This is a genomic window from Xylophilus sp. (genome assembly GCA_009914555.1).
Lineage (GTDB): Bacteria > Pseudomonadota > Gammaproteobacteria > Burkholderiales > Burkholderiaceae_C > WNDY01.
Window position 1 is genome coordinate 31,790 of sequence record WNDY01000010.1, and the last position, 16,743, is coordinate 48,532.

General features: G+C 71.6%; 13 protein-coding genes. 9 read left to right on the forward strand and 4 right to left on the reverse strand.

The window, feature by feature from the left end:
• The first annotated feature begins 86 nt into the window (after positions 1 to 86).
• Positions 87 to 1,037, forward strand: a complete 951-nt coding sequence (locus tag GAK38_RS07310; RefSeq protein WP_325342778.1) for a hypothetical protein — start codon at positions 87 to 89, stop codon at positions 1,035 to 1,037.
• A 145-nt stretch (positions 1,038 to 1,182) separates the two neighbouring features.
• Positions 1,183 to 3,225, forward strand: coding sequence for a PhoX family protein (locus GAK38_RS07315; protein ID WP_325342780.1), 2,043 nt, complete (start codon positions 1,183 to 1,185; stop codon positions 3,223 to 3,225).
• Positions 3,226 to 3,327: 102 nt separating this feature from the next.
• Here GAK38_RS07315 and GAK38_RS07320 read toward each other — a convergent pair whose 3' ends face one another.
• Entirely contained in the window at positions 3,328 to 4,350 is a 1,023-nt protein-coding gene (locus GAK38_RS07320) for a substrate-binding domain-containing protein (RefSeq protein WP_325342782.1), read from the reverse strand.
• Between the two features lie 240 nt (positions 4,351 to 4,590).
• Between GAK38_RS07320 and GAK38_RS07325 the strand changes: the two genes are divergently transcribed.
• From GAK38_RS07325 to GAK38_RS07355, 7 genes are all read left to right on the forward strand, one after another.
• Positions 4,591 to 7,005, forward strand: a complete 2,415-nt coding sequence (locus tag GAK38_RS07325; RefSeq protein WP_325342784.1) for a TonB-dependent receptor — start codon at positions 4,591 to 4,593, stop codon at positions 7,003 to 7,005.
• A gap of 65 nt (positions 7,006 to 7,070) precedes the next feature.
• Positions 7,071 to 8,366, forward strand: coding sequence for a sulfatase family protein (locus tag GAK38_RS07330; protein ID WP_325342786.1), 1,296 nt, complete (start codon positions 7,071 to 7,073; stop codon positions 8,364 to 8,366).
• Positions 8,367 to 8,423: 57 nt separating this feature from the next.
• Positions 8,424 to 9,668 (forward strand): ABC transporter substrate-binding protein, encoded by a 1,245-nt coding sequence (locus GAK38_RS07335; protein WP_325342788.1) that lies wholly within the window; start codon positions 8,424 to 8,426, stop codon positions 9,666 to 9,668.
• Positions 9,665 to 10,606: a carbohydrate ABC transporter permease gene (locus GAK38_RS07340; RefSeq protein WP_325342790.1), complete on the forward strand. Its 942-nt coding sequence runs from the start codon at positions 9,665 to 9,667 to the stop codon at positions 10,604 to 10,606. The genes GAK38_RS07335 and GAK38_RS07340 overlap by 4 nt, the downstream gene beginning before the upstream one ends.
• Entirely contained in the window at positions 10,603 to 11,454 is an 852-nt protein-coding gene (locus tag GAK38_RS07345; protein ID WP_325342792.1) for a carbohydrate ABC transporter permease, read from the forward strand. The genes GAK38_RS07340 and GAK38_RS07345 overlap by 4 nt, the downstream gene beginning before the upstream one ends.
• Positions 11,451 to 12,356 carry a formylglycine-generating enzyme family protein gene (locus tag GAK38_RS07350; RefSeq protein WP_325342794.1) on the forward strand — a complete coding sequence of 302 codons (906 nt, stop codon included), beginning with the start codon at positions 11,451 to 11,453 and terminating at the stop codon, positions 12,354 to 12,356. Before GAK38_RS07345 ends, GAK38_RS07350 begins: the two co-directional genes overlap by 4 nt.
• A 7-nt stretch (positions 12,357 to 12,363) precedes the next feature.
• Complete coding sequence (locus GAK38_RS07355; RefSeq protein ID WP_325342796.1) at positions 12,364 to 13,413, forward strand: ABC transporter ATP-binding protein; 1,050 nt, start codon at positions 12,364 to 12,366, stop codon at positions 13,411 to 13,413.
• Between the two features lie 107 nt (positions 13,414 to 13,520).
• Here GAK38_RS07355 and GAK38_RS07360 read toward each other — a convergent pair whose 3' ends face one another.
• The 3 genes from GAK38_RS07360 to GAK38_RS07370 form a co-directional block, all read right to left on the reverse strand.
• Complete coding sequence (locus tag GAK38_RS07360; RefSeq protein WP_325342798.1) at positions 13,521 to 14,483, reverse strand: SGNH/GDSL hydrolase family protein; 963 nt, start codon at positions 14,481 to 14,483, stop codon at positions 13,521 to 13,523.
• Positions 14,484 to 14,565: 82 nt separating this feature from the next.
• On the reverse strand, positions 14,566 to 15,567 hold the full coding sequence (locus GAK38_RS07365; RefSeq protein WP_325342800.1) for an L-threonylcarbamoyladenylate synthase: 1,002 nt from the start codon (positions 15,565 to 15,567) through the stop codon (positions 14,566 to 14,568).
• Positions 15,568 to 15,569: 2 nt separating this feature from the next.
• Positions 15,570 to 16,736 carry a 5-(carboxyamino)imidazole ribonucleotide synthase gene (locus GAK38_RS07370; RefSeq protein WP_325342802.1) on the reverse strand — a complete coding sequence of 389 codons (1,167 nt, stop codon included), beginning with the start codon at positions 16,734 to 16,736 and terminating at the stop codon, positions 15,570 to 15,572.
• Positions 16,737 to 16,743: the final 7 nt, after the last annotated feature.

Sequence of the window (16,743 nt, forward strand, 5' to 3'; positions counted from 1 at the left end):
CTCCCGGATCGACGATCATCGGAGCGCACCGGACGGCGCCGAAGCCGCCCGTGCCGATCGCCAAGCCCAGGCTGCTCAAGCAGATCGTGGCCGGCAACATCCAGTCAATCGACGACGCGAGCGGCAACGGCGCGAGCCCGGTCTGGATCGTCACCCTCACCAGCAAGGATGCGGCCGACCAGCACGACCGGCTGGTCGTGAAGGAGGAAAAGCAGTTCGTCAATGCCGCCGGCAAACACATCGGCGCCTTTGCCCGCGGCAATATTGATGCGATGAACTATGTCATGACGACCGTCAGTCCGACCGCCGTCATGGAGGTTCTGGAACCCACGGAAAACCTCGCCCTCGATACCTTTTCGGGGAGGCCGGACAACCTGTCCCGGGCGGCCAGGCAGGCGTGGGAGGGCACCCGCCTGCTCCTGAAGATGAAGTTCGATCCCCGGTTCTATGCCGGCAGCAACAAGCCGGTCGATGACAAGCCCTATGCGATGGACGAGAACGACAGGGCCAAGGCCACGCACCTTCTGAACGGGCTGCGGGCCAACGTGAGGGCCTGGCAGACGCTCGGCCAGGTCGTCATCGCCGACAACCTGATCGGCAACTACGACCGCATCGCGTTCGAAAGCTGGGAGGTCACCAACTTCGGCAACCTCATCTTCTCCCGCGATTCCAGCGGCAATATCACGCATGCCCTGGGATACGACGCCGTCGATCCCTCGAGCACGCTGGAGAAGCTGCTGTTCGGAACGAATATCGATTGGTGGAAAGCCAACTTCGGCCAGTACATCAAGGAAAAGCACACCTTCCTCGCGGCCAGCCAGCGCGTCATCAACCACATCAATCGGCACCGCATGGAGCCGCTGGGCCTGGCGCCGTTCGGAAGGAATGTCACGGCCAACGAGGTGCGTTACTTCGAGCAGGGCCTGGTGATCGGCTGGGACAAGCTCGCCAACGCCATCGGCGTCAAGGTCCGCAGCGGCAAGGCAATACCCAGCGGACTGATGGCCCGGGCCAGGTACCTGGGCTGGGTCAGGTAGGCCGCGGCTGCGCCGCGAAAGCCCCGCGCGACGGTGCGGGGTCACCAAACCGTCATACGGCGTTCCTAGGATCGCGGCCAACCGTGGCAATCCGGCCCACGGGTTGTCATCAGGTTTCAAGATCCATACGACATCGGGAACCCGTATGCCCCACGACGCCCAAACCTCGCGCCGCCAGGCGCTGAAGATACTCGCCGGCGCCCCGCTGCGGCCGATCGGCGGCACGCTCGCCCACGCCGCCTCGCCCGCCGCACGCGGCGGTCGCGCGGCCGTCTTCTCCGCGGCCGAGTTCGCCCACTTCGACGCGCCGAGCCTGAGCACCCCCGCCGAGGTGGCGACCACGACCGTCAAGTCGTCGCTCAAGGTCACCTACGGCAACGGCAACACCCGGACCTTCGCCCTGGGCTACCAGGTCTTCTTCAACACTGGCGACAAGGTGCCCAGGATCGGCGGCGGCGAGATCGTCGGCGGCGGCTACTTCGATTCCCAGGGCAACGCCATCACCACTATCAAGGCGGCCGACGGCACGGCGGCCGTGCTGGACGGCTACAGCAAGAGCGCGGCCCTGGCCGGCTGGGCCGCCGCGGGCCAGGTCTTCTCCGACTGCGTGGACGGCTCCTCGCTGTTCAACGTGAGCGGCGCGCCCGCCAACACGGTCTATGCCGTGGTGCAGTTCGAGTACAACTCCAACGCCTACGGCCGCCTGCCCTCGCCCATCGCCGTGCTGACGCTCGACCAGGACGGCGCCACCGGCCGGCTCACGCTCAAGAGCTACCACCACGTCGACACCTTCCAGAACGACGCCAAGGGCCTGTGGATCCCGTGCGGCGGCAGCCTGTCGCCCTGGGGCACCCACCTGTCGAGCGAGGAATACCACCCCGACGCCTTCGACCAGGGCGACAACCAGTCGCTGGCCACGCTCAAGGCCTTCAGCCAGAACGCCTTCGGCAACGCGGACGCCAGCCCCTACTGGTACGGCCACCTGCCCGAGGTGACGGTCAAGCCCGACGGCACGGCCGGCTTCCGCAAGTATTACAACCTCGGCCGCTACTCGCGCGAGCTGGTGCAGGTGTTCCCCGACCAGAAGACGGTGCTGGGCGGCGACGATTCGACCAACGGCGGCCTGTTCCTGTGCGTCGCCGACAAGGCGGCCGACCTGTCCTCGGGCACGCTCTACGTGGCCAAGTACACCTCGGCGCTCAACGAGAGCAGCGCCGGCAGGATCCAGTGGATCAGGCTCGGCAAGGCCACCAGCGACGAGATCAAGGCGCTGGTCAACGACACGGCCCTGACCACGGTCGCCACCAACAGCGCCGGCATCAAGGAAAACGGCATCTTCGCGTCGACCACGGCGAACCCGAACGACGCCACGTTCACCGAGATCAAGCTCAACGGCAAGAGCGCCTGGGTCAAGCTCAAGGCCGGCCAGGAGAAGGCCGCCGCCTTCCTCGAAACCCACCGCTACGCCGCGCTCAAGGGCGGCAGCCTGGTGTTCAACAAGCTCGAAGGCACGACCGTCAACGCCCGGGACAAGATCGCCTACTCGGCGGTGTCGGGCAACACGGCGTCGTTCGTCGCGGGCAGCACCCACAACAAGGAGCTGCCGCTGAACGCGCCGGCCGGCAGCACGCCGGTCGCAAGCCTCGCCGGCTTCGCCGCCAACACCGCCGGCTACGTACTGGCGCACAAGCTGGGCAGCGGCCAGAAGGACGACACGGGTGCGGCCATCGACAGCGAATGGGTGCCCACCGAGACCAGCGTGCTGCTCGCCGGCGCGCAGATCAAGGCTGCGGACGATCCGCTCAAGCTCGGCAACACCGACGACCCGAACAGGATCTCGCAGCCGGACAACCTCAAGTTCTCCGAAAAGCTGCGCACGCTCTTTATCGGCGAGGACAGCGGCCAGCACGTCAACAACTACCTGTGGGCCTACAACGTCGACACCCAGTCGCTCGCGCGCGTGCTGTCCACGCCGGCCGGCGCCGAGTCCACCGGCCTGCACGGCGTGGACGACTTGAACGGCTGGACCTACATCCTCAGCAGTTTCCAGCATGCCGGCGAATACGGCTCCGCCTGGACGGCGGACATCAAGGCCGGCACGGCCGTCGATGCCGCCATCAACGCCAACTACAAGAACAAGCTGGCAGCCTCCGTCGGCTACATCACCGGCAGCCTGAAGCTGGGCTGAGCGCGCGGCACGCGCATCATGCAGAGTATGCGCCTGAAGCCGGCTTATATTGGTCGCTTCAGCAGCGTACACTAGGGGGTAATTCCCGCCCCGACCGGCACATCAACGGCGCGCGCCGGCTGCCGGCGGCCCGTCGCTCGCGCCGATCTCCAGCGCCGGCTGGCGCAGCACCTGCAGTCCTTCGACCGGCTCGCCGCGCAGCCGGCCGAGCACCAGCTCGGCGAGCGCCAGGCCGGTGGCCGCGGGCGTCGGCGGACGCACCGCGGTCACGGCGCTCGGCACCAGCGCATCGGCGTCGAGGCCGCCGTAGACGATCAGCGAGACGTCGCGCCCCGGCGCGAGGCCGGCCGACAGCACCGCATGCACCGCGCCGACGCCGGCCAGGTGGTTGTCCACGAGCACGGCCGTGGGCGGCGCGTCGAGCGCGAGCAGCCCCTGCATGGCCGCGAAGCCCGAGGCCCGGTCGAGGCCCACGCGCTGCACCGCCGCCGGCGCGAGCCCGGCCGCGCTGAGCGCGGCCCCGAAGCCGGCAAAGCGCTGCGCAGCGAAGTTGTATTCCTGCGGCGCGCCGAGGTAGCCGATGCGCCGGTGGCCGAGCCCGAGCAGACGCTCGGCCGCGAGCCGCGCGCCGCGCTCGTTGTCGAAGTCGAACCATGCGTAGGGCGTGCGCAACCCGTCGCTGCGGCCGTAGGCGACGAAGGGCACGCCGCGCTCCTGCAGCAGCGCGAGCCGCGCGTCCTCCACGCGCGTGCGGGCGACGACGAAGGCATCGACGCGGCGCGCGCGGATCGCGCGCTCGTAGGCCGCCATCTCCGCGTCCGGCTGCGCCGAGATGATGAGCAGGTCGATGTTCTCGCGCGCAAAGCGCCCGCCCATGGCCGCCGCCACCTCCAGGAACAGGCTGTCGCCGAGGTCGCCCGGCGTGACCGGAAACACCAAGCCCACCGCGTTGGCGCGGCCCAGCGCGAGCCCGCGCGCGGTCGCGTTGGGCTGGTAGTCGAGCCGCGCCGCGGCCTCGCGCACCGCCTCGCGCGTGGCCGCCGCCACCTCGGGATAGCCGTTGAGCGCCCGGCTCACCGTGGTGAGCGACAGGCCGAGTTCCTCGGCGATGCGCTTCAGCGACATGGCCGCGCCGCCCTGCGGGATGCCAAAAAAGTCATGAGCAAATCCGTTTTCGTTCGTTACAAAGTTCCACCGTCGCCTCTCAAAATCGTATTCAAAGCGCTTTGAATCCGTTTTCTTACGGCAAATAGCGCTTTCTCGTCTGCCCCTGCATTCCAAACCTTCAGAAAAGGCTCGCGGTCCATGGCCCACCCTCCTTTCTCTTGCGTCCGCCCGCACCGGCGTAGCGCGCTGGCTGCCGCCGTGGCGGCCTCCATTGTCCTGGCAGCTGGCGCCGCCCGGGCGGCCGAGGACGAAGCCCCGGCCCAGCTCGGCTCCATCGTCGTGACCGGCACCGCGCGCGCCAGCGGCGTGAAGACGCTGGAGACGGGCTTCTCTGTCAGCACCATCGGCGACGACGAGATCGCGAAGCAGACGCCGCTGTCTTCGGCCGACGTACTGCGCAGCGTGCCCGGCATCTTCGTGGAGTCCAGCGGCGGCGTGGCCGGCCTGCACATCGGGGTGCGCGGCTTTCCGCAGAACGGCGGCGGCGCCTTCGCCACGGTGCAGATCGACGGCGCGACCATCTTCGCGCCGCCGACGCTGTCGTTCCTCGAAGGCTTTAGCCTGTTCCGCCTCGACGACACGGTCGAGCGCGTGGAGGTGCTGCGCGGCGGCCCGAGCCCGATCTTCTCCAACGGCCAGCCCGGCATCACCGCCAACTTCATCCAGAAGAAGGGCGGCGACACGCCCGAGGGCAGCCTGAGCGTGACCGCCGGCACCGGCGGCTTGAAGCGCGTGGACGGCTTCTGGGGCGGCCGGATCGCCGAGGACACCTATGCCACCGTCGGCGGCTTCTGGCGCACCAGCGACGGTGTGCGCAACACCCAGTTCACCGCCGACGAGGGCGGCCAGATCAGCGGCACGCTCACCCGCAAACTCGGCGGCGGCGACGCGATCACCTTCTCGGCGCGCAAGGTGCACGACAGCAACGCCTTCTTCTCGGGCGCGCCGCTCGTGGCCAACGCCGACGGCAGCGTCACCACGTTCCCCGGCTTCGACCAGCGCAAGGACACGCTGATCGGCAACGAGACGCGCTATGCCAACCTGCTGACCGGCCCGGGCGGCGCCACGACGTCGGCCGACTTCTCCGACGGGCGCACGATCGACCTGACGCAGCTGGGCCTGTCGCTCGACCTCAACCGCGGCGGCTGGCAGATCAGCGACCGGGCCCACTACCTCAAGGGCTCGGCCGACGTGCGCGGCCTGTTCACGAGCGCTGCGCCGCAGACGCTGTCGAGCTACATCGCCGGGCGCGTGAGCGCGGCCAACGCGAGCGCCGCCACGGTCGCGGCGGCCGGCCGGGTGGCCACGGCGGGCACGGCGCGCTGGGTGACCACCGGCCAGACCATCACCGACCCGAACCAGCAGGTGATCGCCGCGGGCCTGTGGTCCATCGACAAGGACATCGAGTCCCTCACCAACGACCTGCGCGTGAGCCGCACCTTCGGCGCGCACACGGTCACGCTCGGCAGCTACCTGGCCCACTACACGGTCAACGACTACTGGCTCCAGGGCAGCACCGTGCTGCTCGCGGCCGAGCCGAACGCGCGGCGCATCGACGTGGCGCTGGACAACGGCGTGGCCGCCAGCACCAATGGCCTGGTGAGCGCGACCACCAGCCAGACGCGCAACGACTGGCGCGCCGACAACGCCGCCGTCTTCGCGGCCGACGAATGGCAGCTCGACCCGCGCTGGCGCGTGGACGGCGGCCTGCGCTTCGAGCACTACCGCGCGCGCGGCACCGTGGGCCTCACGGACACGGCCGACTTCGACGGCAACCCGCTCACGCTCTACGACAACAGCGGAACCTACCTGACCGGCGCCACGCGCGACGTGCGCTACAGCGGCAGCAGGACCTCCTACACGCTGGGCACCAATTACCTGCTGGCGAGCGACACCGCCGTGTTCGCGCGGCTCAACGGCGGCTACCGCTTTCCGCACTTCGACGAGCTGAGCGGCGGCACGACGGTGACGCAGGCGGTGCGCCAGTACGAGCTCGGCGCCAAGACGATCCGCCCCGCGTGGGACGCCTTCGCCACCCTCTTTGCCAACGACTTCAAGGGCCAGACCTACACCCAGCAGGTGGTGGACCCGGCGACCAGCGCGATCACCAACGTCACGGCCGTGGCCAGCTCGCGCGTCTACGGCCTGGAGCTCGAAGGCGCGGTGCGCCCGCTGCGCGGCCTGGAGCTGCGCGCCAGCGGCACGCTGTTCCACGGCGAGTACCGCGACATCCAGTCGAGCACCGACGCCGACATCAAGAACGGCAACCGCATCCAGCGCCAGCCGACCTTCCAGTTCCGCCTCGCGCCGAGCTACCGCTTCGCGCTCGACAACGGCGTGACGGTCACGCTGTTCGGCGCCTGGACGCACGTGGGCACGCGCTTCTCGGACATCCAGAACCTCCAGCGCCTGCCCTCCTACGACACGCTCGACGCCGGCGTGCGCTTCAACCGCGGCAACTGGGAGTTCCAGCTCACCGGCACCAACCTGACCAACGAACTGGCGCTGACCGAGGGCAACCCGCGCATCTCCGGCTCGGCCACGAGCAGCGCGATCATCGGCCGCGCGCTGTTCGGCCGCGCGGCGCAGGCGACGCTGAAATACTTCTTCTGACGCCGCCCGCCCAAGCGGCCGCGCCGTCGCTGCGACGGCGCGGCCGCTTACGATTTCCGGACCGCATGAATTTCCTCTACCTCCATACCCACGACACCGGCCGCCACGTCGCACCCTACGGCTTTGCCATGCCCACGCCCCGCATCGCGCAGCTCGCGCGCGAGGGCGTGCTGTTCCGCCAGGCGTTCTCGGCCGCGCCCGTGTGCAGCCCGAGCCGCGCGGCGCTGCTGCACGGCAACTGGCCGCACGAGAACGGCATGATCGGCCTGGCCCACCGCGGCAGCCGCCTGAACGACGCCTCGCAGCACTTGGCCAACGTGCTCGGCGATGCCGGCTGGCAGTGCGTGCTCGTCGGCGAGCAGCATGTCGCGCCACCCGAGGGGCTGGCCGCGCTCGGCTACCACGATGTGCCGCCGGTGGCCTCCACCCGTGCGGCCGACGTGGCGCCGGCGGCCGTGCGCTGGCTGCGCGAGCGCGACCGCAGCCGGTCGTTCTTCCTGTCGGTCGGCCTGCACGAGACGCACCGCCCCTACCCGCCGCCCGACCCCGGCGAGCCCGCAGACGACCCGCGCTACCTCGCGCCGCCGCCCGGCATGCCCGACACGCCCGCGATCCGCGCCGAGGTGGCCGGCCTGCGCCGCATGGCGCGCGCGGCCGACGCGGCCTTCGGCGCGGTGCTCGACGCGCTGCGCGAGACCGGTGCCGCCGACGACACGCTCGTCGTCCTCACCACCGACCACGGCCTGCCCTGGCCCGGCGCCAAGTGCACCGTGGGCGATGCCGGCACCGGCGTGATGCTGCTGGTGCGCGGCCCCGGCGGCTTCACCGGCGGCAAGGTGGTGGACGCGATGGTCTCGCAGCTCGACATCTTCCCGACGGTCTGCGCGCTCGCGGGCCTGCCGCGCCCGCCCTGGCTGCGCGGCCGGAGCCTTGTGCCGCTGGTGGACGGCTCGGCCGATGCGCTGCACGAGGCGCTGTTCGCCGAGGTCACCTGCCATGCCGCGGCCGAGCCGATGCGCAGCATCCGCACGCCGCGCTGGCGCTACATCCGCCGCTTCGACGGCAGCGACCTGCGGGTGCTCGCCAACGTGGACGCGGGCGCGGCCAAGACGCTGTTCATCGAGCACGGCTGGCGGCGCTGGCTGCCCGAGACCGAGAGCCTGCACGACCTGGTGCTCGACCCGGGCGAACATGTGAACCTCGCCGCGCGGCCCGACCATGCGCAGGTGCTGGCCGACCTGCGCGCGCGGCTGGCCGACTGGATGGAGCAGACCGGCGACCCGCTGCTCGACCCGGACTGGCAGCCGCCGGCGCAGATCCACGTGGTGCCGCGCACCTCGGTGCGGCCCGAGGGAGACTGAGCCATGCCCTGGCGCGGCCTTGCGGTCTTCCTCCCTCTCCCTCTGGACGAGGGAGCAATGCCGCGCCTTGCCTGCGCCGCGCTGCTTTCGATGGCCCTGCATGCCCACGCCGCCCACCTGCGCATCGCCGCGCCGTCGGACTCCCAGCTGTCCGTGCTCCAGCAGCAGCTCGTGCTCTGGCAGCAGCGCACCGGCCACACGGTCGAGGTCGTCAAGCTCACCAACGCGAGCGGCGACGTGTTCGTGCAGTACCGCACCTGGCTCGCGTCGAAGAACCGCGAGATCGACGTCTACAAGTTCGACAGCCAGTGGGCCGGCCAGCTGCAGGCCCACCTCGTGCACCTGCGGCCCTACACGCAGCAGCACGAACGCATGCTGCCGCAGGTCGTGGCCGCCTGGCGCGGGCGCGGCGGCGCGCTGCTGGGCCTGCCCTACACCGTGGGCGTGCCGCAGCTTTTCTACCGGCGCGACCTGCTGGAGAAGTACGGCCGCCCGGTGCCGCGCACCTGGGCGGAACTCACCGACACCGCCCGCCTGATCCAGCAGGGCGAGCGCGCGGCCGGCCGGCGCGGCTTCTGGGGCTACGTGTTCCAGGGCGCGGTCTACGAAGGGCTCGCGGCCAACGCGCTCGAATGGGTGGCATCGAGCGGTGGCGGGCGCATCGTGGAGGACGATGGCCGCATCAGCATCGGCAACCCGCGCGCCGCACGGGCGCTCGCGCGCGCGGCCGGCTGGGTCGGCGCGATCGCGCCGCGCGGCGTGCTCGGCTACAAGGAGGACGACGCGCGCGGCGTGTTCCAGACCGGCAACGCGGCCTTCATGCGCCACTGGCCCGCGGCCTGGGCGCTGCTCGACGGCGAGGCCGGCAGCGCCGTGGCCGGGCGCACCGGCATCGCGCCGCTGCCCGCGGGCGACGGCGGCCAGCCGGCCGCGACGCTCGGCGGCTGGGGCTACGTGGTGTCGAAGCACTCGCCGCAGCGCGACGCGGCCGCCGCGCTCGCGGTCTTCCTCTCCAGCGAGGAGGCGCAGCGCCTGTCGGCCGCGCGCAGCCTGCCGCCGACCTATGCGGCGCTGTATGACGATGCCGACCTCGCGCGCGCCGCGCCGCTGCTGCCGGCGCTGAAAGCCGCGCTGCCCACGCTGGTCGCGCGCCCGGCGGCGCCGACCGGACGGCGCTACCCGGAGGTGAGCGCGGAGTTCCAATCGGCCGTGCACCGCGTGCTCGAAGGCCGCGACGACGCCGCCGGGGCCGTGGAAAAGCTCCAGCGCCGGCTGGAGCGCGTGCGGGGAGCGGGCTGGTGAACGCGCGGCGGCCGCTGCATGCCCAACGGGTGCGCGCCGCGTGGCGCTTCGCGCTGCCGGCCTGCGCGCTGCTGCTGCTCGCGGCCGCGCTGCCGCTGGCGCGCACCGTGTGGCTGAGCCTGACCGACGCGAGCGCGGACGATCCTTCCCGCGCGGCCTTCGTCGGCCTGGCCAACTACCTGTCCTGCATCGGCGGCCGCTGCGGCGGTGGAGTCTATGGCGGCGTGCTCGGCGACGCGCGCTGGTGGCAGGCGGTGCGCAACACGGTGGTCTTCGCCGTGGCCTCGGTGGCGCTCGAACTCGTGGTCGGCATGGCCGTGGCGCTGAGCCTGGACCGGCCCTTCCCCGGCCGGGCGCTGGTGCGCACCGCGGTGCTCGTGCCCTGGGCGCTGCCGACCATCGTCTCGGCACAGATGTGGGGCTGGATGCTGCACGACCAGTACGGCATCGTGAACTGGATGCTGCGCGGCCTGGGCGCGATCGAGGACGGCATCCCCTGGCTCGCCCAGCCCTCGACCGCGCTCGCGGCTATCGTGGTGATCGACGCCTGGAAGTCCACACCCTTCATGGCGCTGATGCTGCTCGCGGCCCTGCAGACCGTGCCCGGCGAACTGCGCGACGCCGCGCGCATCGACGGCGCCACGCCCTGGCAGGCGCTGCGGCGCGTGGTGCTGCCAACGATCTTCCCGGCCGTGGCGGTGGCCGTGGTGTTCCGCCTGCTCGACGCGCTGCGCGTGTTCGACCTGATCTACATCGTCAACCCCGCCGGCGAGGACGTGGCGTCGATGTCGGTGTACGCGCGCCGGCTGCTGTTCGAGTACGGCCGCTTCGGCGAGGGCTCGGCCGCCTCGGTGCTGCTGTTCGCCGTGGTTGGCGGCATCGCCATCGCCTGGATCCGCGTCACGCGCGTGATCGACCGCGCGGAGGGTGGGCGATGAAGCGCATCGCGTTCGCCCTCTGGCTCGCGGTCGTCGTGCTGTGGATGGTGTTTCCGTTCCACTACGCGGTGGTCACCTCGCTGCAAACGGGCACCGCGCTGTTCGAGCCTGCGCTGCTGCCGAAGGCGGCCACGCTCGGCAACTACCGCGCGCTTTTCTTGCGGGAGTATTTCCCGGCGAACATCGCCAATTCTGCACTGCTGGCGATTACTGTCGTGGGTATATCGCTCGCCGCCGGCGTCTTCGCGGCCTGGGCGCTGGGGCGGGTGGAGTTCCGCGGCCGGCGCGCGCTGCTGCTGGCGATCCTCGCGGTCTCGATGTTCCCGCAGGTCGCGGTGCTCTCGGGGCTCTACCAGATGTTCATCGCGGCACGCGAGTTCCTTCAGGACCAGTTCGGCATCGCATGGACGCGGCCGTGGTCGCTGACCTGGCTCGCGTTCAGCTACACGCTGTTCACGCTGCCCTTCACCGTCTGGACGCTCACGGCCTACCTGCGCGCTGTGCCGCAGGAACTGGAGGACGCCGCGCGCATCGACGGCGCGGGCTACGCCACCATCGTGCGGCGCATCTACTTGCCGCTGCTGCGGCCGGCGCTGGTGACCACCGGGCTCATGGCCTTCGTGGCGACCTGGAACGAGTTCCTGTTCGCGCTGAGCTTCACCAGCCGCGAGCCCGAGCGCACGGCCACGGTGGCGATCGCGATGATCGCGGGCGTGGCCGACTTCCAGGTGCCCTGGGGCACGATCATGGCCGCGGCGGTGATCGTCACGCTGCCGGTGCTGGGCCTCGTCTTCGTGTTCCAGCGCCGGCTGGTCGCGGGCCTCATGGCCGGGGCGGTGAAGGGATGACGGGCGGAGAGCGCCCCTGCTGCGCCGCGCGGCGCACGGCCGCCGCCCAGCCCGCGCCGGCGCTGCCCGCATCGCGCGGCGGCACGGATGCGGCCGGGCCGTTCATCGACCTGCCGGGCGGGCGCTTCCTCATGGGCACGGACGATGCCGAGGGCTTTCCCGGCGACGGCGAGGGGCCGGTGCGCGCGGTGGAGGTCGCGCCGTTTTCGATCGCCGCGCACCCAATCACGAACGCGCAGTTCGCCCGCTTCGCCGACGCGGCCGGCTACACGACCGAGGCCGAGCGCTGGGGCAGCGCCTTCGTCTTCCTCGGCCACCTGCCGCCCGCGCGCCGGGCCGCGCTCGGCGCGGGCCGCGTGGCCGGCACGCCGTGGTGGGCACTGGTGGACGGCGCCTGCTGGCGCCATCCCGAAGGGCCGGGCTCGGACCTTGCGGCGCGCGCCGACCATCCGGTCGTGCAGGTGTCGTGGCACGACGCGCAGGCGTTCTGCGCCTGGGCCGGCGCGCGGCTGCCGACCGAGGCCGAATGGGAATACGCCGCGCGCGGCGGCCTCGTGCAGCAGCGCTACGCCTGGGGCGACGATTTCACGCCCGGCGGGCGCTGGATGTGCAATACGTGGCAGGGCCGCTTTCCCGAGTACGACACCGGCGAGGACGGTTTTGCGGGCACCTCGCCGGTGGGCGCCTATCCGCCCAACGGCTACGGTCTCTTCGACGTGGCCGGCAACGTCTGGGAATGGTGCGCCGACCGCTTCGCGCCCCGGGACGATGCGCGCGCGATGCGCGGCGGCTCCTTCCTCTGCCACGCGAGCTACTGCAACCGCTACCGCGTCGCGGCGCGGTCCTCCAACACGCCCGACAGCGCGACGGCCAACATCGGCTTTCGCGTGGTCCGATCCTGATCCTGCGATGGCGACCCTCGAACTCACCGGCCTCAGCAAGCGCCACGGCGCGGCCACGATCCTGCACGGCATCGACCTCGCGGTCGCCGACGGCGAATTCGTCACGCTGGTCGGCCCCTCGGGCTGCGGCAAGTCCACGCTGCTGCGGCTCATCGCGGGGCTCGACGACGCGAGCGCCGGCACGATCCGCATCGGCGGGCGCGACGTGGGCGGCCTGCCGCCGAAGGCGCGCGACGTGGCCATGGTGTTCCAGAGCTACGCGCTCTATCCGCAGATGACGGTGGCGCAGAACATGGGCTTCGCGCTCGAACTCGCCCGGGTGCCGCGCGCCGAGATCGACCGCAAGGTGGCCGCGGCCGCGGAGATCCTCGGGCTGGAGACGCTGCTCGCGCGGCTGCCGGGCGCGCTCTCCGGCGGGCAGCGCCAGCGCGTGGCGATGGGCCGCGCGATCGTGCGCGACCCGGCGGTCTTTTTGTTCGACGAGCCGCTCTCCAACCTCGACGCGCAGCTGCGCGGCGCGGTGCGCCAGGAGATCCGCGCGCTGCACCGGCGCCTGGGCGCGACCATGGTCTACGTGACGCACGACCAGGTCGAGGCGATGACGCTGGCCGACCGCATCGTCGTGCTGCGCGCCGGGCGTGTGGAGCAGGCCGGCGCGCCGCTCGATCTCTACGACCGGCCGGCCAACAGCTTCGTCGCGCAGTTCATCGGCGCGCCGGCGATGAACCTCCTGCCTGGCCGCATCGACGGGGCGGCATTCGAGAGCGCGGGCGGGCTGCGGCTGCCGCTCGCCGGCGCGCTGCCGCCCGGCGCGGCGACGCTCGGCGTGCGGCCCGAGCATCTGTCGCTCGCATACGAGGGCGGCATCGCGGCCGAGGTGGTCGCGGTGGAGCAGACCGGCGCCGACGCGCAGCTGCTCGCGCGCACCGCGGGCGGCGAGACGCTGGTGGCGCTGCTGCGCGGGCGCAGCGCGCTGCGCCCGGGCGAGACGGTGCGGCTCGCTCCGCAGCCGGGCGCGCTGCACTGGTTCGACGCGCGCAGCGGCCGGCGCCTCTGACCTAGCCCCGCCCTGGTGGCGGGGGGTATGCCCCCTATATGCCCGAACTGCCAGTGCGCGGGGCGCATACCCCAGTCATGGCCGGACGGAAACCGTGTCTGCGCCGCTCACCAGCGCGCGCGCAGGCGGTCGTAGACGTAGACGCCGTACTGGCGGTGGGCCGACGGCGTCGGGTAGAGCTTGTCGGCGAAGAGGTAGACCGAGTAGTCGGTCACGCCGCTGATCAGCGTGCTGGTCGTGCACAGGCCGGAGTTGACTTCGCCCGCGCCGATGCCGGAGCCCGCATCGGTCGAGATGCAGACCGGCGTGTCCACGTCGGAGAAGCCGTAGCTGGAGCCGGAGTTGTGGAAGAGGTTGAAGTAGTAGGCCGCGTCCACGTACAGCACGTTGGTGCCGGTCAGGTCGTTCAGGGCCACCAGCAGCGCGTTGTTGAAGCTGCTCGACAGGCTGGAGAACAGGCTGGTCAGCGACAGGCTCTCGGCCCACGGCGACACGCTGAGGTCGTATACGCCGGTGACCAGCACGTATTTGGCGCCGGCCGTGATGAGGCGCTTGACCTGCGCGGCCAGTTCAGTACCCGCGGTGGCCAGGTTGGTCTGCGCCTGCGCCTGCGTCGTGGTGCCGGCCGCGTAGCTCGCATACTCGGCCACGATGTCGCCGTAGCCGCCCTCCACGAGGTACAGGTCGTTCGACGTGGGCGTGTTCGATGCGAGGAAGGTATCGATCTGGGTGGTGATCGACCCCGCGTTGGCCGTGCCGATGGCGTTGGTCGTGTTGGTCACGCGGGCATGGGCCACGGCATAGCCGTAGCCGCCGGCCGACACCGCCGTCAGCGTGCCGCCGTAGCTCGACGCGACCTCCTGGGCCCAGATGTTGACGGTGTCGTCGTTGACGGTGTAGCGCGTGCCGCTCTGGCCGACGTCGCTGAAGCCGTCGCCGAACGAGATGAAACGCGAAGGCGTGATAGCCGATTCGACGGTGCTCGAGCCGCAGGCCGACAGCACGGCTGCCGAGACCGAGGCGCCCGCGGCGGCCAGCAGGCTGCGGCGCGTGCGATTGACGTTTGCCATTGTTGGGGGTTCTCCGGGTGATGGAACGAACGGAATCGGCGAGTTTAACGGCGCGATGTAACCCCCGTGTCACCAGAAGCGCTCAGGCCGCGGCCCTGCGCAGGCGGTCCCGCACGCCCTCCCACTCGGGCGTGTCGGGCGGCGTCTCCACCCAGATGAGCTTGACGCCCTCGTCGTCGAAGCCGCGCAGCGCAGCGAAGAGCTGCTGCGCCGTGGCCGCCGCGTCCTCGGGCATGCGGCGCACGACCACGCGCGAGGAATGCTGCCTGAGCGGCGCGCGGGCATAGACCGCGAGGTGGGCCGCATCGGCGCCCAGCACGTCGAGCGCGGTCTGCAGGGCCTTGGCGTCCATGAGCCGCACCCGGGCCGTGGGCGCGTAGTGCGATTCGAGCGTGCCCGAGGCGCGCGGGTCGGGCGCGCCCAGGCTGTCCCGGTCGCGCAGCGGCTGGCCGGCCGCGGCCTCGATCGATTCACGGGTGACGGCGCCGGGGCGCAGCAGCACCGGCGCGCCGCGGGTGCAGTCGACGATGGTGGATTCGATGCCCACGTCGCAGGCGCCGCCGTCGAGCACCAGCAGCGCGTCGCCGAACTCGCCGGCCACGTGCTGCGCCGTGGTCGGGCTCACGCGGCCGAAGCGGTTGGCGCTGGGCGCGGCCACGCCCCGCACCGGCGCGCCGCCGGCGCCGGGCGCAGCGGCGGCGCGCAGCACGGCCTGGGCGACCGGGTGCGACGGGCAGCGCAGGCCGACCGAGTCCTGCCCGGCCGCCGCCGCTGCGGCCACGCCCTCGCGGCGCGGCAGGATCAGCGTGAGCGGGCCGGGCCAGAAGGCGGCGGCGAGCGCGCGGGCGAAGGCCGGCACGTCGCGCGCGAAGGCGTCGATGCCGTGCGCGTCGGGCACGTGGACGATCAGCGGATGGTCCGCAGGCCGCCCCTTGGCGGTGAAGATCCTGCCGACGGCCGCCTCGCTGCCGGCATCGGCCGCGAGGCCGTAGACCGTTTCGGTCGGCAGGCCCAGCAGTTCGCCGGCGCGCAGGGCGCGGGCGGCTTCGGCGATGGCGTCCGGACGGGTGCCGTCGAGGATCATGGTCAGAAGGGCTCGATACCCAGCAGGGTTGCGGCCTGCAGGGCGGTGGTGCGCACGGCGCCGACCGTCGGACCGGTGAAGGTCAGGTGGCCCATCTTGCGGCCGGGCTTGGCATCCTCTTTGCCGTAGAGGTGCAGGTGCGCGCCCGGCAGGGCCAGCACCGCGTCCCATGCGGGCGTGCGCTCGTGGCCGTCGGCCGGGTCGAACCACAGGTCGCCCAGCAGGTTGAGCATGACCGAGGGGCTGTGCTGGCGCGGCGCGACGAGCGGCAGGCCGGCCAGGGTGCGCACCTGCAGCTCGAACTGCGAGACGTCGCAGGCGTCGATCGTGTAGTGGCCGCTGTTGTGCGGGCGCGGCGCGATCTCGTTGACCACGAGCACGCCGTCGTGCAGCACGAAGAACTCCACGCACAGCACGCCCACATACTCCGGGCCGTTGGCTATCGCAGTGGCCGCGGCAACGGCGCGCCGGGCCAATACCGTCGGGAGGATGCTGTCGTTGGCCTCGGTGACGGCCAGGATGCCGTGGCGGTGCAGGTTGCGCTGCGGCGCGAAGTGCACGACGTTGCCGTCGGCGCCGCGGGCCACGATGACCGAGCATTCGAACGACAGCGGCAGCAGCTTCTCGAGCACGCAGCCGACCTGGCCCAGCCGGCCCCAGGCGTCGACCAGCTCGGCCCGGTTGGTCACGCGCTCCTGGCCCTTGCCGTCGTAGCCCAGGCGCGCGGTCTTGAGGATGCCCGGCAGCAGGTCGTCGGAGACGGCGGCCAGGTCCTCGGCCGTCTCGATCACCGCATGCGGCGCGCAGGCCACGCCGACCGAGGCGAAGTGCGCCTTCTCGCGGGCGCGGTCCTGGGCGATGGCGACGGCGGCCGCCGCGGGCGCGACCGGGCGGTGCGCGGCCAGTGCCTCCAGCGCGGCGGCCGGCACGTTCTCGAATTCGGTGGTGATCGCGTCGGCCGTGGCCGCGAGACGTTCGAGCCCCTGCGCGTCGAGGTACGGGGTCTGGATGTGGTGGTGGCTCACGCGGCCTGCGGGGCTGGCCGCGTCCGGATCGAGCACCGCAGTGAAGTAGCCCAGGCGCTGGGCCGCGTGCACGAACATGCGGCCCAGCTGGCCGCCGCCGAGCACGCCGAGCGTGCCGCCGGGAAGGATCGGTGCAAGGTTCACTGCGACA